We start from the raw sequence: 23,822 nt of genomic DNA on the forward strand, positions 1-23,822 counted from the left end.
CTCCAACGCACAGCACAAATCCCAGCCACTGAAGTGCTTCTAGAGAACCACCCTGCCACTCTCATCGGTAGAGGCGCGTGCGGATACTACCTTGGCATCCTCACTGGTATCGATACGCACTTTAGCGCTCATACCCGCACGGAGCGGCGGCGCATCCTTGAGGGGGTAGAGGCGCAAACGCACCGGTACCCGCTGTACTACCTTGTGCCATTCACCGCTGGCATTCTGCGGCGGAGTAGGTGAAAACTCACTGCCACTGGCCGGACTCATGCTATCCACCTGGGCCTGCCATTCAAAGTCCGGGTAGGCATCGAGGGTCACCTCCGCCTGCTGGCCCGTGCGCACCCTGGCCAGTTCGGTTTCTTTAAGGTTGGCCTCTACCCACAGGCCGCTGGTGCCCACCATATACAGAAGGCTCTCGCCGACGGTGGCCATCTCTCCGACTTGTGGCAGGGTATTGGCGATCACGCCATCCATAGGCGCAATAATGCGGGTACGCGACAGTTGATAATTGGCCTTGTCCAACTGCGCCTGGGCCACCTTGAGGTCGGCCTGCTCTTCCAGGGCTACACTGGGGTCGCCACCCAGCTCGGCACGCAGGCTGGAGAGCTTCTCCGCATTGATGGTGATCTGTGCGCGGGCCCGCTCCAGCTGCTGGCGGGCGCTATCCAGCTCCGCTTCAGAGAAGGCCACCTTGCCCAGTTTTTCATTGCGCTCCAGTTGGCGCCGGTAGAAGTCTGCATCTTTGCGTGCCTGCTGCAGGGCGGCATCCGCCTCGGCATATTCGGCGCGGCGCGCCAGCAGATCATTGCGCACCTGAGCCAGGCGCGCCTCAGCTTCGGTCACCGCCAGCTCATAAGCCGTGCGGTCAATTTGAATCAACAACTGGCCCTTAAAAACCGGCTCATTGGCACTGACCAACACCTTGGTCACCACACCATGTACTTCTGGTGCCAGGGAAACCTTATCCGCCTTTACATAGGCGTTTTGCGTCTCGACGATATCGCCGCCGCCATACAGGCTCCAGCCGGCCGCCAGGGCGACAAACGCCAATCCCAGGGCGGCCCCCAGCTTGCGCATCGCACTCGGCTTTAGCTTCAGGTGCAGCTTGTCAGTCACATTCAATCTCTTCGCCTATCAGATTCTTGCGCAGCCGCCCGAGCAGCGTCTGCAGTTGTCCTATTTCCGCCGCAGTAAAGCCATCCAGGGCATGACTGCGGGTCTCCTCCGCCAGGTCTCCCAGCAGCGCCATGGCCGGCTGTGCCCGGTCGGTCGGATAAATCCTAAAACAGCGCCGATCCTGTGGATCGGGCCGTCGCTCCACCAGCCCTTCGCCCTGCAACTTGTCGAGCAGGCGCGCCAGGCTGATCGGTGCCATCTCCAGGCGTCCCGCCAGTGCAGTTTGCTTCAGTCCCTGCTCTCGCGTGAGATGCCAGAGCACCTGCCAGCGGGCATCGCTGAGGCCGTGATCCCGTGCGCGGCGGTCAAAGTTACGCCGCAGCAGGCGTGCCGCGCTGTGCAGCGCAAAGCTCATCTCGGTTGCGCTGTCTTTTCCGGACCCGCCCATCCCTGACATAGTCTCACCCCTTTTTTGAGGGCGCTCATTATAAGCCTGCTTATTATTTCATCAATGCGCGGCTTATCAATACTAAAAACTGACAATAAAAAAGCGGTCGCAATGACCGCTTTTACCGTGCCACATCAGTAAAGGCTTATTTTTCCAGCACCTCAATGCTATCGACCTTCTGAAAGCCCCGTGGCAGCTTGTTACCCCGTCGGCCGCGCTCACCGCGGTAGTGCTCCATCTCCGAGATCTTGATCTTGGTATGGCGCTTACCGGCATGCACGACCAGCTGGTTTTTACCCTCCAACACGGCGATTCCCACCACCACTTCCTCGCGGCTGGCAGCCCGCGCGGCAGTGATATTGATAATCTTATTGCCCTTGCCTTTCGATAATTCCGGCAGCTCTGTGACAGGGAATACCAGCATGCGTCCCTCCGAGGTTACCGCCGCCAGCAGCGCTTCTTCTGGACTGTCTAACAACTGTGGCGGCAAAACCTGGGCACCTTTGGGCAGGGTCAGCATGGCCTTGCCCGACTTGTTGCGCGACTGCAGGTCGGCGAGCTTGGCGATAAAGCCATAGCCCGCATCGGAGGCCAACAGAACCCGCTGGTCGTCCGGCCCCATGAGCAGCCCCTCAAAGGTGGCACCGGAAGGTGGGTTGATACGGCCACTCAATGGCTCGCCCTGGCCCCGCGCTGATGGCAAGGTATGGGAGGCGATGGAATAACTGCGCCCGGTGCTATCGAGCAACAGCGCCGGCTGGTTACTCTTGCCGCGCGCGGCAAAACCGAGATTGTCACCGGCCTTATAACTCAGTGCCGCCGGATCAATCTCATGACCTTTAGCGGCACGAATCCAGCCTTTCTCAGAAACCACCACGGTGATGGGGTCGGAAGACAGCAGCTCCGATTCGCTAAATGCCTTGGCTTCCTCACGGGCCACAATGGGCGAACGGCGTTCATCGCCGAACTCCTTAGCCGCAGCCAGTAATTCCTTCTTGATCAAGGTTTTGAGGCGGCGCTCGCTGTCCAGGGTCTTAGTCAGGGTATCGCGCTCTTTCTCCAGCTCTGCCTGCTCACCGCGGATTTTCATCTCTTCCAGGCGCGCCAACTGGCGCAGCTTGGTATCGAGGATGTAATCCGCCTGGATATCCGTCAGCTCGAAGCGATCCATCAGCTCCTGCTTGGGCTCGTCGCTGGTACGGATAATCTCGATCACTTCATCGATATTGAGGAAGGCTACCAACAAGCCGGCCAACAGGTGCAGGCGCTTCTCTACTTTGTCCAGGCGGAACTGCAAGCGGCGGCGCGTGGTAGTGGCGCGGAAGGTTAACCACTCGCGCAGGATCTTATCGAGGGACTTCACCTGCGGGCGGCCATCGATACCGATCATATTCATATTGACCCGGTAGTTGCGCTCCAGGTCGGTGGTAGCGAACAGGTGATTCATCACCGACTCCATCTCCACCCGGTTGGACTTGGGCACAATCACCAGGCGGGTGGGATTTTCGTGATCCGACTCATCGCGCAGGTCGCTCACCATCGGCAGCTTCTTCGCCTGCATCTGCTGAGCGATCTGCTCCAGCACCTTGGCACCACTCACCTGGTGGGGTAGCGCGGTAATCACAATATCGCCATCTTCCTTACTCCACAGGGCGCGCATTTTGATAGAGCCGCGACCACTGGTGTAAATCTTACGAATGTCTTCGCGCGGGGTAATAATCTCCGCCTCGGTGGGCATATCCGGACCGAGAATATGCTCACACAGCTCTTCCACTGTGGACTTGGGGTTCTCCAGCAGTGCCACCGTCGCGTTGACCACTTCGCGCAAATTGTGCGGTGGAATATCGGTGGCCATACCCACGGCAATACCGGTGGTACCATTTAACAGGATATTCGGCACCCGCGCCGGCAACACACAGGGCTCATCCATGGTGCCATCAAAGTTTGGCTGCCAATCCACCGTGCCCTGGCCCAGTTCCGACAGCAGCACTTCCGAATATTTGCCCATGCGCGACTCGGTGTAACGCATCGCGGCGAAAGACTTGGGATCATCCGGCGAGCCCCAGTTGCCCTGGCCATCAATCAGCGGGTAACGGTAGCTGAACGGCTGTGCCATCAATACCATCGCCTCATACACGGCGCTATCGCCGTGGGGATGGTACTTACCGATCACATCGCCAACCGTGCGCGCGGACTTCTTATACTTGGCGGTATTCTTCAGGCCCAGCTCGCTCATGGCGTAGACAATACGCCGCTGCACCGGTTTCAGGCCGTCACCAATATTCGGCAGGGCGCGATCCAGGATCACATACATGGAGTAATCCAGGTACGCCTTCTCGGTGTACTCCTTTAACGGCAGGCGCTCTGTGGCCTCATAGACAGAGGTGTCGGTCATACAGCACTCGTTATTCGATTCGGAAGGAGCGGATTATGGCGGACTGGGGCGGGAGGTTCAAAGGGGGTTAAGTTACTATTGCTAGGCCAATATCTCTAGATTGGGAAGAACCTCGACATCAGTAAGCTTGAAAAGCAAAAATTATTTCACCCGGCTACCCGACTAAAGACTGCTACAACTTGCATCTGCTGAGTTTGCCAGATCCAAGCCTGAACCTGGTTACCTGTCCACAGCAAAACTTATGAGAAGTAGATCAAGCTTATTAGCTCTGTAACACTTTCATCTCTGGCAAAAGCTTCTACTTACAAGCCTAAAGCCTTTTAACCATCCATAAATCGCTTATTATGAATTTTTTACAAAGTTAATTTTTTTGTTTTAAAGCAATAACTACTATCTTTTATATGCCGAGTAAACGGCATCAAGATCTTCAAAAAAACTTCATACTTGGCAAAACAATCCTGATTACCTACTTTTCACTCAACTCTTGATTACATATATACCGTAGGCAGCTCTAAAAAATGAGGCTTTTGCTTAGAACTCCCTAAAAGCAAAGTAAACGCCCGGCGAACTTGATTAAAAGGGTAAGATGTGTAGAGCAATGAACCCCTTCATCATGTTGGACTATTTGAAGAGCCTGCTAGAACCGCCAAGCTTGCTTTTCAACGAGCCACTCGTCTTCACTACTAAACTTTCCTAACAACATTCAGCCCGATCAGCCTAGAAAGCTCTTTAGCTTCAGGGTCTACCGACCTTGCCGCCCGACTAGCATCAGCCATGGCTTGCCCACTTATCGCGGACCACTCCACAAAGTAACCGTTCTGACTGGCCAACTGATCTACAAATACCCGCTGCAAACGTCCATTGCCCTTACGAAAAGCATGGATCTTATTGATCCAACCTGAATAGAAACCCGCTCTCTGTCCAAATGCTCTTGGATCAAGGCCCTGCAGTTATCCTTCAGAGGCCAGCTGTTGGAAGCACTTGTTGCTCTCTTTCTCAATCGAGCTGTAAGGGAGAAAAAGCTTATTACCTTTACTAGTCTTTACTTTTCTTGTTTTCCCCGCGAATGGGTACACATGCCGAAATAAGCGTCAATGGATCTCACATAGATGTACAAGATCAAAGGCAGGAGTACGGGGGAGGCTATAAGATCCGCCAATTTGCGTTGAGTGATCACCCACTCTACCTCATCAAGAGATGTCGTATCGGGGAATCCTAACAAGTTCTTAAAGCATTCTGAGTTGGGTAGCAGGTACGGGTCATGCTAAGAAATAGCATACTGGGCGTAGGCATCCATGCCTAAAAACTCTAATGGTCTAAAAGCTAATAAATTTATTTTTTCGTTTTGGTGTTTTGAGCTTTGAAGGCATCCACTATTTTCTGAATATCTTCTTCTGCATCAACTTTTCCAGAAATGATATCTCTCATCCGCTCTTCCTCTTCAGGAGCCACCTTGAGGCCTTCTATTCGGCATGAACCCGCAGCCTGAGCAGCGAGGAATTCAGCGGTGATACGCTTATCCCGCGCTTTCATAAAATCCTCCCGTATTCTTGGGAAATACTGTTTTGGACGTTCGATCTATTGTAAGGCTTACCTTAGGACCTCTGCCCCTTCCTGTCTATCAGGTGGTTTTAGGATAAATTTTGTGATGACTGACACTCATTGCGCCACTATCAAATCCTAGACTAACTGGTTTTCAGATAAGTCTTTATAAAGCATTGAGCCCCAAAGTCTCATCAGTAGTTTCCCACTTAAGCCATGTCTGACCGCGGCCTAACTGCCTTATCAGTCAATCTCCCTTTACCTAACTAGCCATATACACTGGATGTGCTATCCTGTAGCACATTATATCCCTCTTTTCTTCCACCTAAGAACCTGTCTTGTGTCAACCCATTTCACTGATTCTAAGCTTAACCTCAAATTGGCATATCACACTTGACCTAACTGAAAAGACAGCCGAAAGATTGATACATCCAAGCGTTTTGAAGAAACTTATTTCTTGACCTAGAGAAGCAGCCAACCAGGTGAAAAAACCAATCAAACTAACTCATATTTATAGTTACACTGGGTAAATGAAAAGCAAAAATCTACATAAGCATGCATCAGGACCTTCTCACCAACACTAATTCAACATACTCACCGGACTCGACAACATTCAGTTTGACCCTCCTTTTTTACCTTTAAAACAATGCAACAATTAAATTATTTGGCAACAAAAACTTCGTCTATCCAAAACAAACAGGATTATAAAATTTTTTTAAAATTTATCTTAAAAACTTTTTCAAGCACCCTCAACCAACCACTCACATAAATATTTTCAAAGCAGCACTAAATTCAGCCGCTTTTTATAGGCAGACCCAGCACAATTTCCTACAGGGAGATTTTCACCTAACAATCTTTCGAGATTGCTATTCTTCATCAGAGTTCATGAATACCAAAAGAAGATAGGCCTCCAGTGAGATTCACCCCCTATCAACCCATTCTAAAATCATATTAACAACTGACACAGATAGCAGCTACTAAAAATATTAGCATGAAAAATTTAACCCATTAATATGACATTTAGCTTCCAAATTATTTCATCAGGAAAATTAATATTCTGGTTATAATATCGTAGCAGGTTTATTTATAGAGAACAGATTTATCCCTCAGTCCTTAAGAAGCCTAGAAACCCAATAAATAGAAGTAAGCAACAAGAATCATGTCTAAACTACATATAGAAAAGCTGAGTAACGATTTACTTCAGAAAGTAGATCTAGCTATAGCACCAGGCGAAGTTGTTTGCTTATCTGGCCCCTCAGGATCTGGTAAAAGCCGCTTACTACGTGCCATCGCCGATGTCGATCCTCACAACGGCCAGATCTCTCTTGGCAATAATTTACAAGAGGCTATGTCTGGTCACCAGTGGCGCCGCCAGGTTATGTTGGTACCGGCACAAAGTGCCTGGTGGTACGAGACAGTGGGCGAACACTTTAATCAGCCGATGGAGCAAGCGTTAAAAATATTGGGGTTTCCCGAGGAGGCAACAAAGTGGCAGGTAAGCCGGCTCTCTTCCGGGGAGAAACAGCGTTTGGCGCTTATTCGTGCGCTTTCCTACACTCCACAGGCACTTTTACTGGATGAACCTACTGCCAATCTGGATGCAGATACTACGAGTAAAGTAGAAACATGGCTTATGGGTGAAATCAACAAGCACCAATACCCCGTCATCTGGGTGGCGCATAATAGAGAGCAAATCCAACGAGTAGCCAGCAGACATATTGAAATTCAAGGCAGCTGTCTTGTCGAGCGGGAACTATCTAAATGAGTATGATCGACCTTTCCTGGTGGCAGTTATCGCTGGCTGCAGCACTGGTAGTTGCCCTGGCAATTTGCACCCATATTGCCCGATTACAGCTCGGTAAACCGCTGATTATTGCGGCGGTGCGCACGGCGATACAGCTGGCGCTTGTAGGAATCATACTGGAAGCGCTATTCGCCGTAGGCACCCTGTTATGGGTGAGCCTGTTAGGGCTGGCGATGTTATTGTTTGCCGGGCAACAAGTCGTCTCACGGCAAAAATATCGTCTACGCGGAGGCTGGAGTTTTGCCATTGGCACTTTATCCATGCTGGTTTCCGCATTTAGCGTGACAATATTAAGCTTGGTGATTCTCATTGGCCCTCAGCCCTGGTACCAACCGCAATACTCTATTCCACTACTGGGGATGCTTCTGGGGAATACCATGACCGGTGTTGCCCTGGGCCTGGATCGACTAACAGAAAGTATGCGGCGTTCACAGGATATTATTGAAAATCGTCTAATGCTGGGGGAAACCTGGCGGCAAGCCAGTATTGAATTTCGACGGGATGCGATGCGCGCGGGGTTGATGCCAACGATCAATATGATGGCTGCAGCCGGTATTGTCTTTCTACCCGGTATGATGACCGGGCAGATACTAGCCGGTACCGCGCCTACTATCGCGGTGAAATATCAGATTTTGATTATGTTTACGATTGCTGCGGGTACTGGGTTTGGTACTTTCGTCGCAATCACATTGTGTGCGATACATTTATTTGATGATCGTGAGAGATTGAATATGGGCAAGCTAAAGGTGAATAGTCATCTCTAAATTATTGAAAGTCTCACTCAAACCATTGATCGAATACAGAAAAGCTCAAATCTTCCGATGTAATAAATTTTATTTTGTAATTTATGTAACAGTGCAAATATTCCTTAATATAGATGAGCCATCTTTACCAAATAATAGTATTTTTATACTCCATAAGACTTGCGAGAAGAAATCTTACCCCCTAAATATTTACACTCAAAACCAGTGATGTACACGCGACAGAAGAAGGTGCTGAAATATTTAAGAGGGGACAGTAGCCCCTTTATCCCAGCACCTTCAATGAAAAAACTTGCTCCCATCAAAGAAATATTATTTTAGCTTGTTCACAAGAACAATCTCTACTTAACATTATTATGCTCGAAAGTCTCGTGCTCATAAATTTCAAGGATTATTTTCACCAGGAGGCTCCACTATACTCCCCCCACCAACATTAAAATAAAAAATATTTGAATACTCTAATGATGCTCCGGACACACCCCCTTCAAAAGGCATAGCATCAAAAAATCTCGCTTTAAGCTGAAGCAAGTAAGATCCATCACTAGAGGAATCTATGTCATACCCCTTCGTTAGCGAATACCTACACCATAGTTTCTCTAACGGCTTCAACTCAAACACACCAGCCCCTCGATTAACGTAAAGTCCAGAAAATGGAACTCTCACTTCCCTATCAACCGCATCTCGCTTATAGACCCAAAAGGAATTCCTTTGAAATATATCCCCTGCCTTACAATTAACAGAATCACTCACGTATAGCATATGAGAAGTTAAATTTCTAACAGAATATTCAACAAAAACTTCTCCTTCATCTATTGAGGCACTTAATATTCTCAGCTCCAATTTTTGACTTTCAACTGCCATCACTATATTAAACAGAAAGGCATCTATACAGAAGAACATTAAAATATAGAGTCTATTCATTCCCTCCCCTCAAAATAAACTTCCCAATTCATAGCATCTTTATCTCTCGGAATATCTTCTTTTAAATCATAATTATCTATCGTACCTAGATGATGGGTTACCTCATGCAACATAATAGCTTTTTGAGAAACCCTGGATCGATTAATGAAATTTTTCTTTACAAAAAGGACATCTCTGGACATTTTCGGATCCGTTATAGCCTTGGTGACAACTTTTTCTCCCGAAAAGATATTTATAGTTCCATCACCATTTTCAAGAATATCGATATACTTAATAAGATCCGAGTCTGGTAACTCTGACGATCTAGGAAAACTTCTTAAGTTCTCAAGTGTCACCCACTTCATATCAAGATTATCAATCATAACCCTAGATTCCTCGAGCGTCTTAATGATAGCAGGTAAATCAAGAGTTCCATCCTCCGCTTCAAAGACTACTTGAACATTTAATACTTCACTAGCACTTCCATTCTTCAAGGCATGAACAATTGAATCTAGATCTTTAACTAGCTCTTTAGATAAACTAATTAAATATGGCGGGGTTGCAGAGCCTTTACTACCCAGCCCATTTTGTTTGATTGCAGTTTCCCCATTGGGATCCACATAATTAATTGGATTATTTCGCGCATAGCGATAAGGCGTCCAACGCTGTGGATCCGTAAAACGCCCCGAGTGGTTTAGCACCGGATCCGGGCTGATAAAGGTACCAAAGTCAGACTGCAGGTAGCGACGCTCGAAGTAACCTAACCCCGTAGATTCATCCAGCTCTTTACCCGCATAGCGGTAAGGTGCTGCGGTACTATCGCCGAAGATATTTTCCAGCTCGCCGTAAGACTTATAGGTAAAGGCATTAACGATCTTGCCAGCCTTATCCAGAGTCAGGTCGGTAGAACCCACGTGTGTGTGCAGGTAATACTCAGTCGGCGTGAACACTTCTCCACTCTGGTCACTGCGGGCAATACGTTTCTGGCCAACACTGATGTACTTCAGTAATTTGCCATCACGTACTTCACTATCTCCGTCAATATACAGGGTGACACTGCGGGCTCCGCCTGCACGTTCGGTGATTTTAAAGCGGCGCTGGTGTTTAAAGTCATAACCGTACTGGTCAGCGGCTTGCTGATTACCGGCGTAAGTCAGGCGCTGGTCGTGGTCCCAGTGGTAGGTCTGGTCACCGGCTTGCGTACGATTACCGTTGTCATCGTATTCAATCAGGCCTTCAGCCCAGCTCAACGCTTGGGGTCCGGGCAGGCTGCCACGGCTGCTGCGGTTGGAAGCGCCAGTGTTGCCATTGTCATGGCTGCCGCCGTAACGCAGATCTGTAATCTGGGTATTCCCAGCGGTGGCCATATCTACCAGGTCGACGCTCGCGCGACCCACTTGCAACAGGTTGCCAATTTTGTCGTAGCTGTAATAAACCTGCTCGATATCGTCGGCAACACCGGTCAGGCGATAAACATCGTCGTAGCTGTAGACAATATTTTTTGCCAGGAAGGCTGCCTGGGCACTGGTTGCGCCGAGTTCGGCAGCCATTGCGGCGAGAGCGTCGCTGGGGCGTTTATCGTCGATGCCGAGTACATTAGAGACGGCATCAAAACGGTAATCCCACTGTTGCAGTGACAGGGCATCCCCGCTGCGTTGGGTGCGCAAGCCAGCCAGTCGCTGGCGCTCGTCAAAGCCCCAATCAGTTTCAACACCATTGGCCAGCCCTTGGTGCTGCAAAACCCCATTGGCGGTATAGTCCAGGCGCTCTACCACTCCCGGGATGCGCTCGAGTAAACCGCGGGTGTTGTATTCGAAGTTCACCCGGCTATTGTCGGGGTAGAACTGCTGTGTCATACGCCCGGCGCTGTCGTAGGCGAAGCGCGTGGTGTAGAGGGGGCTGTTAATTTGCGGGCCGATGATCTTGCGCTGGCGCTGAACCACTCGGCCGCGTGCGTCATAACTCCATTGCTCGAAGCCGGCTTGGTCGGTCACTTTGGCCAGGCGCCCAAGCAGGAAGGCACTGTCCTCTTCTTCGCGCTGGTCGTACTGGTAGCTGACTACCGGTGAAGTAGAGCCCAGTTGTAAGTTTGGTTGCCAATTTGCGCCGGTAGGAGATTCTCCCCGTGGTGACAGATGGTACTCCGCAAAAATACGGTTGGCGCCATCGTAGCGATAGTGCCGCTCCTGCCCCAGGGCATCGCGGGTGGCCAGCAGGTTGCCAGCATCGTCAAAGTACTGCCAGCGCTGTCCGCGGTTGGGGTCGTCCAAGAAGCGCATGCGCCCCAGGTCGTCGTAGTGCATGGTGCGCACATTATTTTGCGCATCCTGCAGGCGGGTAAAATTACCATTGAGGTCGTAGTCGTAATAGGTGGACCAGGTGGCACCACCGATGCCGCCCTGGGTATTGGCTCCAACAATTTCATCGACTTGCCTCAGTCGATATTCGCCCTGCGCCGTTTGCAGGCCATCAAACACCAGTTTTTTGGCGGCGCCATGGTGAACACTGTTCGCACGGGTTTGCTCTTCATCTTCCAGCACCTGTGCCATAGGCAAATAGGTGATGCGATTGAAGACACTTTCCCCACTTTGCGCGGTATAGGGCTGATAAACCTCCTGGGTACGCCCTTGGGCGTCGTAAAGATATTGTCGGTGGTGCTGGCCTTTATCATTGGCGCGGTAGGCGAGACCCTGGGCAAAGTAAGGCAGCGCGGTCTGTACTACCTGGCCCCGCGCATTAAAGTTACTGTGATCGCTAACTACAACCTGTCCCGGCTGCTCGGCTTCACTACGCACCATCAGGGTACGACCCAGGCCGTCGTAAAAACGGCGGCTGTCGATGGTACCGTTAGCACCACTCCGCTCACGCTGGCGAGTCTCTACCCAGCTGATACGGTGACCATCTACCATCTGCGCCAGCTGGTAATCGTACTCGACCGTGGGGAGTTGCAGGCTATCCCCCGCTTCGGCCACTGCGGTGAGGCGCCCGTGGCTGTCGTAGTCATATTGAGTCTGCTGTCCGTTAAAGTCGGTGTAGTCGGTAAGTACACCCAGACCTTTGTCGTAGCTCGCACTAGCGGTGAGCCAGCGGCTGCCGGTATGCAAGCCCACTTCTGTTGGGAAGGTGTGATATTGCGAGTCGTAAGTGACTTTGGTTTGGTGGCCTGTGTTGGAGTCCCACAGGGGGTCATAACTTTGAATACGGTTGCCAAAGGTGTCGTAGACATGGCGCTCTGCAGCAACATAGGCATCTGCACTCTCAGCATCGTGCCAGAGTCGACGCAGGGTCAGGTTGCCCTTGGAGACCGCGCCTAAATTACCAGCAGAGAAACTTTCATCATCGTAGAACCACTGCTCTTTGGCCACAGCGCGGCCCGACAGGTCGGTAACCTTGCGCTCTAGCGGTAGGTGCAGGAACCAGTGGCCCTGTGCAGAGGCGGATTCCGCACTGAAGCGCAATTGGGTAATACGCTCATCCTGCCAGTTGCCATCGGTACGGCCCAGCTCTTTGATATAAGTGGTATTGCCGTAATTATCGTAGTCATACTCCCAGGCAAGGGTCACTGGGGTACCACTGCCCCGCTCCAGCATATGCTGCTGGCGTTCGGTCATAGCCGCAAACTCGACTTTGCGGCTTTCCTCGGCATAACCGGACAGCAGTTGGCGCAACTCCCACTGATTTTCCTCGCGCCAAAAAATTCCGCCGAAGGCATCGCGGGTTTCTATTTGTTTGATCTTGCCCTGTAGGGCTTCCTGTTCGGTGCCATCGGCTTTTTGGCCCAGGTGGAATTCGTAGCGGGTTGCCAGTGTCGGGGTACTGGCATCGCCCACGCGACGCTCTTCACTGTGTGCAAAGCCCTGGAATTCTTTATCGGCAGCATCGTAAAAGCCGTCCCAGTAATCCATCTCGGTGGTTTGCTGTTCACCACCGCGGCCATCATCCACAACAACGCGCTTAAGTACCTGCATTGCCACAGGGATACCCTGCGGCCAGGGGCTATTACCCTCGCGGTCTCTCACCATCTCCTCGACAACAGAGCCGTATTCCAGGGTTGTCAATGCACCCAGGCCATTGTCGATCGTTTTTAGCTGATTCGGTTGCTCATTGGGGAATAGCTCTGCGAAATAAAAAGTATTAGCACCGCGACCGGGGCTGTACCAAACAATATCCGTAGAGCCGTTACCATTAATATCGACCAGGCGCACCTCTTCGGGAGCAACATTGCCTTGGGCCTGGATCAGTTGTGGCTGGCTAAATTGGGCCAATTGATGTTGGTTGCTGTTCAGTCCCTGGTTAAGCCAGATGGATACATGGGTTCCATTCAGATATACCAGGTCAGCGCGGCCGTCGGCATTGATATCAGTAACACGAACATTCTTGAGGTTGTGTAACGTATCGGGACTATTGGCAAACACTACTGCGGGAGCAAAACCCTGCAGGCCACGGTTAGCGTAGTAAGCCGCGTAGCCATTGCTGACCCAAACCAGATCCGCCATGCCATCGCCGTTCATATCCCGGAGAAATACGTTGGGGTTACCCAGACGCATAGCCGAGGTGCCCACTGGCATAGGTAATTGAATAGGCTGCGACCAGCCATCGGGGTGATTTAACTGAACAACATGGGATAAAACTTTACCGCTGCTGTTCACTATCGTTGCAAAGACATCAACACGTTTGTCGTTGTTGATATCAAGCATATCCACATGGGGGCTATCAAGGGGGATTTGCAGCCCATCTATAGCGCCGCTGTACTGCCAACTATGATTATCATCCAGATGAAAATAGTGTGTACTGCCCGAACCATACTGCAGCATATTCACTGCACCATTACCGTCGATATCAGCCCAGGTGACGGCATCATAGGAAATACGGCTGGTGGAGAAAGTATTCATTTCGCGATAACTCTGCCATTGCGGCAGGCCATCTTTATCAGGACCTAAATTAAGCCAGTAAATGTCTTTATTCGGTGCCGTGTTAACAACATCTGGCAAACCATCCCGGTTAATATCCAAGAAGGCAACGTCGGGGTTATTCAGTGGTACCTGACTCGCAGCCGGCATCGGTGACATAAACACCTGATCCTGCTGGTAGTGGGTATAGCCATAGCGCACTGGTGGCAGGGTTACCGTAGATTCGCCCTCGCCTGCACTGGAATGGACTTCCTGTAACAAAGAAAGGCTTTGCCATTCCGTTAGCGGCTGATAGGAAAATTCGTATTTACGTAAGTGGCGCCCGGCAAATTGTGTTTCCACGCGCTGCAAGCGATAAGCGGTTTTAATCTCAAAACCCGCTTTATAATTTGTTAGGACGTCAGGGCGGTCTTCATAGTGAAACTGCACCGCCATATCGCCATTCGTATTATATTGAATCCTGTCCAGATAAATCTGAACGCCATCATCCAACTTGCGATATTGATAGTCGATACGATTGCCATGGGTATCTTCTACCGCCTCTAGATACCAGGAAAATACCGATGTGCCGTTGTTACCACTGACTCGGCTATTAGAGTCTTGTCCCAAATACCAACGCAGACCGTTGGACTGTGTCACCAGCCAACCCTTCGACAGGCGCTCGTAGCGAGCAAAATCACTGGCATTTTTGGTGCGATAAACACCGTCTTCCACCAGAACTAATTCTTCGCCCAGGTGATTGATAAACGTATCAAACTCATCAAACTCATCGGTGCGACCATCGCGGTCATTATCCTGCCGATCAGCCTGACCCCACTCTGAATAATTAGGCAGGCCCTTGTCGGTTTGACGCTGGATATAGGGGATAACCAGTTTATGCCCCAGTCCCAATAGCCCGTTACCAAACCCGCTGTTGTATTCCAGTGATACATCCGGAGCCAGTCCATTACGCCCAGGGGGCACAGCCAAGTTCACTAGACGTGAACTGGTGCCGGTATTTAAATTAGGGGTGAAAGCCTCACCGAGCCCGGAGATACTGCCCGGGCCTGTCGGCAGATTGAGAACGGGCGCTTGCAAAGCGGTGTGTTCATCAGCGGCAACAACAGTCGTTGATAATATAAGCAAGCAGCAATAAAGTAATATGTTACGCAAAATAACCCCCACATGAATTAGGTATTCTTTTAATTTCTTAAAATTATTCTTTATTAGTGGCATGTCAAAAATTTCAACTAAACAGCGAAGGGTAGCAATCCGGTACAACAAAAATCACCGGATTACAGAATAAATATCCTACTAATAAACTAGACCTTACCTAACTTTAGTGAGTTATGACATCTTCAGGTAGTACGAGAGGACCTCCACCATCAGTATCACATGTGTCAATATTTCTGGATTTAAAACGGTGATTAAAGATTAATTCAATATCTTTAATAGAGTCTAGATCGACAAAATCTCCATATCTATCCGATAATTTTACCGACAAGCGCCAACCCGTAGCTGCAACACTACGCTCTTTAAATACACTGGTGATCGTTGAGCTAGAGCTAGACCCGCTACCAAATGCATCCAGATTCGCGGCCATAGGGACGCGATAGCTATTACGAAATGCCAAGCTAGATCCTTCAACTGTATCCCAGAAACGGGCACTATAGGTAACCAACTCATCTTTAATACCAACTCCTTCGTCACTCTCGACCAATATTCCTGGAGTTTTACTTCTCAAAAAGCTAGTACCACCATAGGTGAGATAAGCTGGTGTTTCAGTTTCACCACTAAGGTTATATAACAAGGGAATATTTAATTGGACTGTTTCAATTTTATCTAGGTAGGATCCGCCACTAGCCAGACAGCTTATATCCCCATTGTCAACAATAACCGGGCCTAAGAAAAAATTACTGCGCGGCAATTCTTTAACAGTGCTAAATTCTACTGTGATCCACACATCAGAACCGAAAGATCGTGATAACAAACGTAACTTTTCTCGAAAAGCCTCTTCAGAGCTCAAAAGTGGCCCCCCTTGCTGATCTGGATCGGGATGTGGATATGATTGCGATATTCCATTGATATCATCTACATAACCAAATACATCATCTTTTACTGAAAATGTATCAGTGACCTGCATAGTACCATTTAAATTGCGGAATTGATCAAAAGCGAGCATTTCACCATATAGGTCTCGAAGTTCTTCAGCATTTCTCAAACGATAAATAGTCTCTTTTATCGATCCACTTGCTGGATCTTCAAAAGACTCCTGCCACTTGTACTCAAGGGCATTAACCGTATAAAACAACCACTTCTGAGCCTCTTCGAATTTACGCTCTGCACGTAGCAGATCCGTACTTAAACGAACAGCGTGGATTGGATCTGCAAAATAACGCTCCGCCAAATTACTATTGGCAACAAACATTTGATTCACAATCCTCTGAGCTTGGCTAAACATACCCGCCAAGCGTTCAATCTCCTGTTCTAGAGTTGCTTCCGTTTGAGCTATATCTAGAGCAATAGTATTTGCTTCCAACCACATGGTCTGTACACGTGCTTTACTTTCCACATCAAGAAGCATGTTAGTGCTGTCATTTAACTTGGCTCGCTCTTCCGCTGCCAGCCGTATACTCTCCGCCTCTAGCTTACCGACTTCCTTCAAGGACTTGATATTACGATTGCTCTCTATTATTTGATCTTTCCCTTGAGCAAGAAGACTCCAATCTCCAGTGTAGTAAGCCAACACAGCACCACCAATCGTTTTAAAAATACCGTGTCGCTTTCTAGACTCTTCGGCTTTCTTACGAATTTTAGAAATCTGTAGAGCGATTGTCGCTTGTTTAGAACCATAGTCCAGAATGATTTTGGACATCCCATCAACGATTCCTTCTTCTTCTGCACGTCGCTCAATTTCGATTTCAATCGCGCTTAAAAGGTCTTCCATACGCTGCAAGTTTCGATCCATTGCGATTTGAGCAATATCGATATTGCTTGCCTGCAGCGAAATTTCACTACCATTTTTCGCATCCTCCGTGAGAGTGGCACAATCCGCTGCAAAGCATCCATCAGGAAAATCAACGCCTAATAGGTTGAATAACCAGTTACTTAATTGCTGATGCCTGTCGGTATATTCTGTAGCCAACTTATCTGCACTGTGCCGATAATTTTCATAACTTACCTTAGCTTCAGCAAGACTGTTTTGAGCCAAAGCAATAGGGCCGCTACTATCATTAGCAAGAAAATCACTTAACGCATCAAAAGAGTCAAATTCAGTGTTGCCATCAACGCCATAGCCTTGCACTAGAAGTACAGTATCATGGGGCAGACCAAGAATATTTGTTTCGCCAGTAAGCCAGCTCACAGCATTTTCTAAATCACTAACATGGCTCTGCCATTCATTGATTGCTTCAGGTAAGCCAGAGAAACCTTGTACCTGGGTGAAGTCGGTATCCGGAAAAATCGCACGTAATGATTGCTCTTTAGCAATCAACTCACTGCGCAGAGCATCCAACTCATCAACCATTTGTGCCAAAATGGTAGTATTGGTTTGTCCTGAAACAACCAATAAGCGCGCTTGCTGTACCTTTGTAGAAGCCAACTTGCTCATCAGTTGATAGAGCATGGTGACATCTTTGTAACCGGTGAACAGTAATTCTGCCGGAGTTACATCTTTTTGTGCCAGGTCGTTAGGGTCATAGTAACGAGGACTAATTTGACCACGGGAGGGTCCCCACTGCGCTAAAAACTCCGGTGCATAAGTCAGCAGGGAGTTGTACTGCTCTAGAGCGTCTTTCAACAACTGGTGTGCAATTTCTATATGACCAACTTCAACCTCAATTGCTTCATTGCGCAGGCGGCTGATACGGGCATTATCCAGGGCCTCATTGGCCAGGATCATTTCCGCTACCGCACGATCATAGTAAACATCCAGCGTGAAACGCTGTAGGTTTTCATTGTTGGGGTGATGAGTCAGCTGCTCGAAAATAAATGCTTCCACATCTGTGGCACGGTTGCGCTCAGCAGTATCATACAGGCTACTAAATTCTACAGTCGTATCGCCACTGGCATAGGGATTAATGATCGTACTGGTATCAGTATCAATAACATACATCAAATCCAGATAGCGGAAAGCAGCCAAATCTCTCGAAAAAATTCCTAGAGCTGGATTTTCTTGATTCGCTGGAACAGAGTCCGCTTCATTATAATAAAGCTGCTTACGAATCTGGACTGTAGGATCGACCTCCATGGTCAAAGTAAAAATATCACTAAAATCCGATAGACCCGCTTGATTAACCGCCTGCACACGATAATCATGTAAGCCATATTCCACTGGTGAAGATATATAGTCAAACGTCGTATCGAAACCATTATAGACAGTTTGCCAATCACCATCATTTAACCGGAACTGTAGTTTATAACTATCAGCCTCATCTACCGAAGGCCAACTAACAGAGTATGCCTCACCAGTGGATGATGGCAAAGTAATATAGGCTGGAGCTTCTGGCGGATACAGTAAAGCAACATCTACACAGGCTTGGGGCGAGTAACTTGATTGGTCGGTAGAAGTCATTGCTCTCACACGATAGCAATAGCGACCATCATTAAGATTACTAAGTTGATAACTACGGGAATTTCCCCGGTAAACTTGGTTACTATCGCTATCAATTACTTGATATTCTACACTAAGATTGCCCTTGGTTATCTCTGTCCAGCTTAACGTCACATTACCATCAATGCTATTTGTTGGAGTCATTGATAGAATCGGCACTCCAACAGCTCGATCTACATCAACTGCTACTTGTGATGAGTAAGCTGAGCAGGTTCCTTTCGCATTACATGCTCGAACTTTATAGCTATAATTACCATTATTGATTCCAGAAAAATCTTTATTCAGGGCTGAACCGCTATATATCGAAGCCCCATCAGAATCTACCAACTGGTAGCTAGTAGCAAATGGCATTACACTCCAGCTTACCGTATATTTCCCATCAAGGCTGATGGTTGGTGAAATACTTGGACTTGGCACTCCAGGTTTGTAGTACACTTCCAAGTCTGAGCTCTCACGATAAGAAGAGCAAAAGGTGGCGCATGCACGTACTCGAAAGCGGTAAGTACTTCCATGTGAAAGTGATGTGACGTTTGTATTGGTAGCACTTCCTGAATAGATGGCACTGGACCAGCTACCATCATCTTTACGCTGATCAAGTTCATAGTAAGTGGCGCCACTAGCGCTAGCCCAGCTCAGGCTGACACTACTAGAAGATATATAATCTGGGACGTTAATGGATGCAGGAACCGGAGGAGGTCCGACAATAACTGCTCCCCCCGTTTTATAACCACTGCACATATTAGGTGTACAAGCACGTACACGATATTGGTACTCACCTGTAGACAGACCACTTTCATTGTAGCTGGTACCCCCAGAATTGTAGATACGACTCCATGAACCACCATTAATTCTTCGATATAGTTCATAGCGATCCGCACCTGGCCGTGATGACCAGCTGATTGAGAAAGCTCCATCTAGATCAGCGTCTGGATAACTCAGTGTGGCTGGTGTAGAAGTGACTGCTGCATTCTTGCAGGTTTCTATTGTTTTACCTTCACCTGAGGCTACATAACAAAAAGAATATGCTCCATCATTTGTTAGGTTCACAACTCTGGACCCTGTTAAGGGTGGGTCATTATCAAGAGTCGTTTGCGTACCATTTACTCTTTGTATAATTTTATAATCTTCAAATCTCTTATAAACCCCACCACTCGTAGGAAGGTCATACTCTACCCAACTCAGGGTCACCTTTCTATTTGAATAATTTAAGCTATAACTTTTTGGCAGCACAAGCCAACAATCCCAACCCTGTTGAGATCCAGGCTCAGCCTCCCAACGACATCCTGCTGAAGCATGGTTTGAAATTCCACTTAAAATCACAAAACTTATTGCAGACAAAATCCCTATTAACCTCGACGATATAATCATTACATTTTTTCCAAGTATTTATTTTCATAAGACAACAACTATTTAGCTGACTGAAAAAAACTTCAACCATAAACGCTCAAGCTCCAACACCAGAAAGCATTATAAATTACTTAAAGCTACCAACAGAAAATCAAAAGACAGCCAGCAACCAAAACCAGACATCAGACCCCAAAAACTACATCCATAGTTAAATTCAGGATCGACAACATCAATACAACTTGCACAAAAGAACCAATTAGAAAAAGTCACAATATGTAGTGCGCGCAATTTATAAGAAAATAAAATAAAAATATCAAGCATTAAGTTAAGCTATAATTTGACAACCCCTGCAAAGACATAAAAAAACAAACACGAGCAGGACAAATCATAAAATAACGGTGTTAATTAACGCCAGGCAACCTGCAGAAATATGGACCACCAGAAAACACAGATATTACCCGGGAATGTTTACTGCAAATAGCTAACAAATAACAAAGAAAATTAAACTAACTGCATGAAAGGTATTCAGACAACAACAAATACCAACAATAAAAATAGAGCTGTACTATAGTCTCAAAACATAAAAGTCATATTTCCCCCTAAAATTCCCTCACAATAAAAAACTAAATTTTATACACTTAAGAATGACTAACCTACCAATTTATATATAAATAATTACATTCAACAAGAGGAAAGCTAGATATTGAACAGAGCTTCACCCACCAAACACTCAAAAGTGCACTTATAAATTATCGAGCATTTCTTTAAATGCAATATGCTAAATATAAAAATAGTGATTAAATAAGTCATTAACTCCATTTATATATGGCTGGGCGTGACTGCAAATGATTTGGCCTACAGACTACTTCAGCAAATCACTCCACTTTTGTATAAAGAACCTAGATTGCTAATATAAGTGACACATGCCTGCCCGCCAGAAATTCCAGCGGACTCAAATAATTTAGTCTCCTCCTTGGGCGATTACTGATTCGGAACACTGCACCAACCATGCGCCTTTTGGGTATCTTGCCAATTTCATACCTTTTGGGAAGAAACGCCTTAGTAGACCATTCGTGTTTTGTTCAGTCCAAACTCCCAAGAGTGATCCTGCAAATTCATCTCTATTATCGAAGATTATTGTTTTACATATTACCTGATAGGGCTTCAAAATCTGCTTAATTACCCAACTTACTGCCCTATTATTATTGTGAACAGCAACTTAGAGACTTGCTCAACTAATATCACAAGATAGCTATCTTGACCGTAAACTGTATAATCCTCCCAGTGGCCAAGTTCGGTGATTTCATCAACAATTGTTAGTCGTTCTTCAATATCAATGCGCTCCGGAATGAGCTTTACCCTTCCTCAGAGCCTATACGCTTGCAATAAGCTTTATCCTTTCTCTAGAAGCCGTAGCCTACAGTTAGTCTGAATTATCCAGCTGTAAGCTGTTTGATAATTGACCATTTCTTCACGCTTCTCAAGTTCTATCCGCCCAGCAATTTACTCGAGGCTAGCATTTTTAGCTGACGGTCGATTTGCACCTTCATGACGAAATTGAGTTTGGTGTACTTACGAGTCCCATGCCACCTCTGTAACGCCAGGCAATGAGCGCTAGAATGAAAGCGATTATGCAGTTTTGTTGGAGCGATTGAGAACTTCGGTTGTAGTACTCAGCTATTTCCGGACACTAAGTTAAGTTTTCTTTCCGCTTTCGCAGGCGGTATTCCATTATTGTGCTGGTGGGGACGCTCCCAATTGTAGTAAGTCATCAGGTAATTACTGATGTCTCACCCTTCTTCTGTGATAGATGTGTAACCGAGAAACGGTATCCATTCACTTTTCAGACTCCGGTACTGACGACTCGTATACTGACACCCTTGATCCTAGTGGAACATAATCTCATCGGATTTTCCTCGCTGTTTCCAGACCATTTCCAGTGCTTTCATAGTTAATGCTGTATCTGGTTCCCCTGAGAGGGCCCAGCTAACGAACAGCGAGCATGTAAATCTATAGCGGCAGCTAGATAACACCAGCTTGAACCAGCCCAGATATAGGTAATATCAACACACCAAATTTGGTTGGGTTTATCTACATTAAACTGGTGGTCAAGTTTATTTGGTATATCTAAGTGCTCTACGATTGCTCTCTTATACCCAAGGGGACTTGGTTTCTTACACAAAAAACGCGTCTCACTCATGAGTCTTCGGACTTTAAAGTGTCCGATTGATATCCCCTACTCAAAAAGTAAAGCTACGATTGTGCGATTTCCAGCAGAGCCACGACTACGCTCGAAGAGTTCAATGACTTGCGAAGTTGCATTCTGGGTACATCAACGGAGCTCTTCTTTTTCCTATATTCGTAACAGCATGATCGAAGTATTTCAAAAGCTTTACAGGCCAGTTTCACGAACTCCTGCTCACTTAATCGGTCTAACAACGCGTACGATTTATCTCGTCGGACATCAAGAGAGCTGTTGTAGGTTCAACCTGTCAAGGCAACACCCTGTTTAATAACCTGCTTTGGTGTCGCAAAGCTCAGTGTTTTTCTTGGCCTGCTATTAAGCTCGTTAGCAACTTGATTGAGTTTCCTCTGAGTATGCTGCACCAAGCATGTCTTTTTTGGAAAGTACTGGCGGATTAAGCTGTTGGTATTCTCATTCGTTCCCCTTTGCCAGGGGCTCTGAGGATCGCAGAAGAAGACAGGAACACCTGTCTTTTCCGTAAATTCAGCGTGCTTCGCCAGCTCCATTCCTCGGTCCCACGTCAGTGATTGGCAAAGCTCTTTTGGCAGTTTTTTAAACTTAGCAACAAGCGCCTGGTTCACAGAAGTCGCATCTTTCCCTTTCAACTTAAGAATGATCGTATACCGCGATTTTCGTTCAACAAGCGTGGCAATATGAGTGTTGTTTGAACCTGACACTACGTCACCCTCCCAATGACCTAAAACACATCGTTCTTGTATCTCCTGAGGACGCTCCCCTATCGATGTACCGTTGACGATGTTGATAGTACCGCTCTCGCCTTTACGTGAATGTTGTTTGCTGTGACGAAGACTGTGGGACCGACGCAAATACTTTACTAGCTTATGATGAAGTGCTGAACGCACACGGAAGTACAGTGTTTTATAGATAATCTCTGCTGATATCTTCATAGATTCATCAGCCTGATATGTCTTCCGTAACCAACCCGATATCTGCTCTGGTGACCAGTTCAACTCTAATTTTTCCAAAACAAGCTTCTTTAGCCTCGGGTTTTGCTCCAGCAAATACGGCTTGGGACGCCTTGCCATCCGTTTTGCACGGTTGTTTGCGTCTACTGCTTTATAGTATCGTCGCGCCCGATTTCTCTGAATCTCACGCGAAATTGTGGATGGATTCCGATTCAAGGAGCGAGCGATTGCTCGAATACTTTGTTTTGCTGAAAGCCCTGTACGTATTTCTTCGCGTTCGGCTAATGTGAGGTGTTGAGGAGATGGCTTTCTGGGTATTGGTTTAATTCCGCCAGTACCTCTCAAAACAGTAAAAATGGTTCCTGGCTTAGAATCTATGGCATTGGCAATTTCACTAAAGCCAATGCCCTTTTTCCAAGCGTCGAAAATCCACTCTTTTTCTTCTGCTGTAAATATGCGCTTCATTCAATAATCCCCCGATAGGCCATATTCCTACAGAGGTGTTGCACTGATCAATTGAATCTACAGTAGCCTTTTTAGTATCTCTTTCTCCCTTTCTAGACGATTAATACGGGCTTCAAGCTCTTTAATTTTTTGTTGCTCAGCGGTAAGTGTCTACCTGTAGGTGTCTCTCCATCACGCTCTGCCTCTAGTTGCTTCACCCAACTTCAGATGCCCGTTGTCCCAACATCCATCGACCGGGCCACTTCAGGGATTGAGTAGCCTCGATTTACTACTAGGCGGGCAGCATCTAGTTTAAACTCGAAGGAAAAGGATCGGCATTGTCTGCTCATTAAACACCTCTTTCTTCAGTGACAATTTTGCCTCCTAAAT

11 protein-coding genes and 1 pseudogene are annotated in these 23,822 nt (G+C 47.4%); 2 read left to right on the forward strand and 10 right to left on the reverse strand.

Annotation, left to right across the window (positions count from 1 at the left end; all coding sequences use genetic code 11):
* Window positions 1-39 precede the first annotated feature (39 nt).
* The 5 genes from ACJJJA_RS20475 to ACJJJA_RS20495 all read right to left on the reverse strand — a co-directional run bounded on the left by ACJJJA_RS20475 (window position 40) and on the right by ACJJJA_RS20495 (window position 5,495).
* The gene (locus ACJJJA_RS20475; protein WP_444889313.1) at window positions 40-1,119 is read right to left on the reverse strand and encodes an HlyD family secretion protein; all 1,080 of its coding nucleotides are present in this window, start codon (window positions 1,117-1,119) and stop codon (window positions 40-42) included.
* On the reverse strand, window positions 1,112-1,576 hold the full coding sequence (locus ACJJJA_RS20480) for a MarR family winged helix-turn-helix transcriptional regulator (protein WP_444903231.1): 465 nt from the start codon (window positions 1,574-1,576) through the stop codon (window positions 1,112-1,114). The genes ACJJJA_RS20475 and ACJJJA_RS20480 overlap by 8 nt, the downstream gene beginning before the upstream one ends.
* Before the next feature lie 136 nt (window positions 1,577-1,712).
* Entirely contained in the window at window positions 1,713-3,962 is a 2,250-nt protein-coding gene (parC, locus tag ACJJJA_RS20485; RefSeq protein WP_444903232.1) for a DNA topoisomerase IV subunit A, read from the reverse strand.
* Between the two features lie 683 nt (window positions 3,963-4,645).
* The gene (locus ACJJJA_RS20490; RefSeq protein WP_444905268.1) at window positions 4,646-4,912 is read right to left on the reverse strand and encodes a Fic family protein; all 267 of its coding nucleotides are present in this window, start codon (window positions 4,910-4,912) and stop codon (window positions 4,646-4,648) included.
* Window positions 4,913-5,294: 382 nt separating this feature from the next.
* Window positions 5,295-5,495 carry an antitoxin VbhA family protein gene (locus ACJJJA_RS20495; RefSeq protein ID WP_444903233.1) on the reverse strand — a complete coding sequence of 67 codons (201 nt, stop codon included), beginning with the start codon at window positions 5,493-5,495 and terminating at the stop codon, window positions 5,295-5,297.
* 1,168 nt (window positions 5,496-6,663) lie between these two features.
* Between ACJJJA_RS20495 and ACJJJA_RS20500 the strand changes: the two genes are divergently transcribed.
* The gene (locus ACJJJA_RS20500) at window positions 6,664-7,269 is read left to right on the forward strand and encodes an ABC transporter ATP-binding protein (protein ID WP_444899740.1); all 606 of its coding nucleotides are present in this window, start codon (window positions 6,664-6,666) and stop codon (window positions 7,267-7,269) included.
* Window positions 7,266-8,072 carry an ABC transporter permease gene (locus tag ACJJJA_RS20505; protein WP_444903234.1) on the forward strand — a complete coding sequence of 269 codons (807 nt, stop codon included), beginning with the start codon at window positions 7,266-7,268 and terminating at the stop codon, window positions 8,070-8,072. Before ACJJJA_RS20500 ends, ACJJJA_RS20505 begins: the two co-directional genes overlap by 4 nt.
* A 381-nt stretch (window positions 8,073-8,453) precedes the next feature.
* On the opposite strand, the gene ACJJJA_RS20510 is transcribed toward ACJJJA_RS20505, so the two are convergent.
* The 5 genes and pseudogenes from ACJJJA_RS20510 to ACJJJA_RS20530 all read right to left on the reverse strand — a co-directional run.
* Window positions 8,454-8,990, reverse strand: coding sequence for a hypothetical protein (locus ACJJJA_RS20510; protein ID WP_444903235.1), 537 nt, complete (start codon window positions 8,988-8,990; stop codon window positions 8,454-8,456).
* Window positions 8,987-15,031, reverse strand: a complete 6,045-nt coding sequence (locus ACJJJA_RS20515; protein ID WP_444903236.1) for a toxin TcdB middle/N-terminal domain-containing protein — start codon at window positions 15,029-15,031, stop codon at window positions 8,987-8,989. The genes ACJJJA_RS20510 and ACJJJA_RS20515 overlap by 4 nt, the downstream gene beginning before the upstream one ends.
* A gap of 166 nt (window positions 15,032-15,197) precedes the next feature.
* The gene (locus tag ACJJJA_RS20520; RefSeq protein ID WP_444903237.1) at window positions 15,198-19,838 is read right to left on the reverse strand and encodes a fibronectin type III domain-containing protein; all 4,641 of its coding nucleotides are present in this window, start codon (window positions 19,836-19,838) and stop codon (window positions 15,198-15,200) included.
* Window positions 19,839-22,301: 2,463 nt separating this feature from the next.
* A complete protein-coding gene (locus ACJJJA_RS20525) occupies window positions 22,302-23,453 on the reverse strand; it encodes an IS30 family transposase (protein WP_444903238.1) in 1,152 nt (383 codons plus the stop codon).
* A 66-nt stretch (window positions 23,454-23,519) separates the two neighbouring features.
* Window positions 23,520-23,782 (reverse strand): annotated as a pseudogene (locus tag ACJJJA_RS20530) (transposase); the annotation flags it as partial.
* Between the last annotated feature and the right edge of the window lie 40 nt (window positions 23,783-23,822).

This window comes from Microbulbifer mixtoriginis (SeqCode) (genome assembly GCF_052466865.1).

What these genes read in the sequence shown, in the direction of transcription:
- ACJJJA_RS20480 (WP_444903231.1), bottom strand. Translation starts at nt 1,576, where the DNA reads ATGTCAGGGATGGGCGGGTCCGGAAAAGACAGCGCAACCGAGATGAGC.
- parC (WP_444903232.1), bottom strand. Translation starts at nt 3,962, where the DNA reads ATGACCGACACCTCTGTCTATGAGGCCACAGAGCGCCTGCCGTTAAAG.
- ACJJJA_RS20495 (WP_444903233.1), bottom strand. Translation starts at nt 5,495, where the DNA reads ATGAAAGCGCGGGATAAGCGTATCACCGCTGAATTCCTCGCTGCTCAG.
- ACJJJA_RS20500 (WP_444899740.1), top strand. Translation starts at nt 6,664, where the DNA reads ATGTCTAAACTACATATAGAAAAGCTGAGTAACGATTTACTTCAGAAA.
- ACJJJA_RS20505 (WP_444903234.1), top strand. Translation starts at nt 7,266, where the DNA reads ATGAGTATGATCGACCTTTCCTGGTGGCAGTTATCGCTGGCTGCAGCA.
- ACJJJA_RS20510 (WP_444903235.1), bottom strand. Translation starts at nt 8,990, where the DNA reads ATGAATAGACTCTATATTTTAATGTTCTTCTGTATAGATGCCTTTCTG.
- ACJJJA_RS20520 (WP_444903237.1), bottom strand. Translation starts at nt 19,838, where the DNA reads ATGATTATATCGTCGAGGTTAATAGGGATTTTGTCTGCAATAAGTTTT.
- ACJJJA_RS20525 (WP_444903238.1), bottom strand. Translation starts at nt 23,453, where the DNA reads ATGAAGCGCATATTTACAGCAGAAGAAAAAGAGTGGATTTTCGACGCT.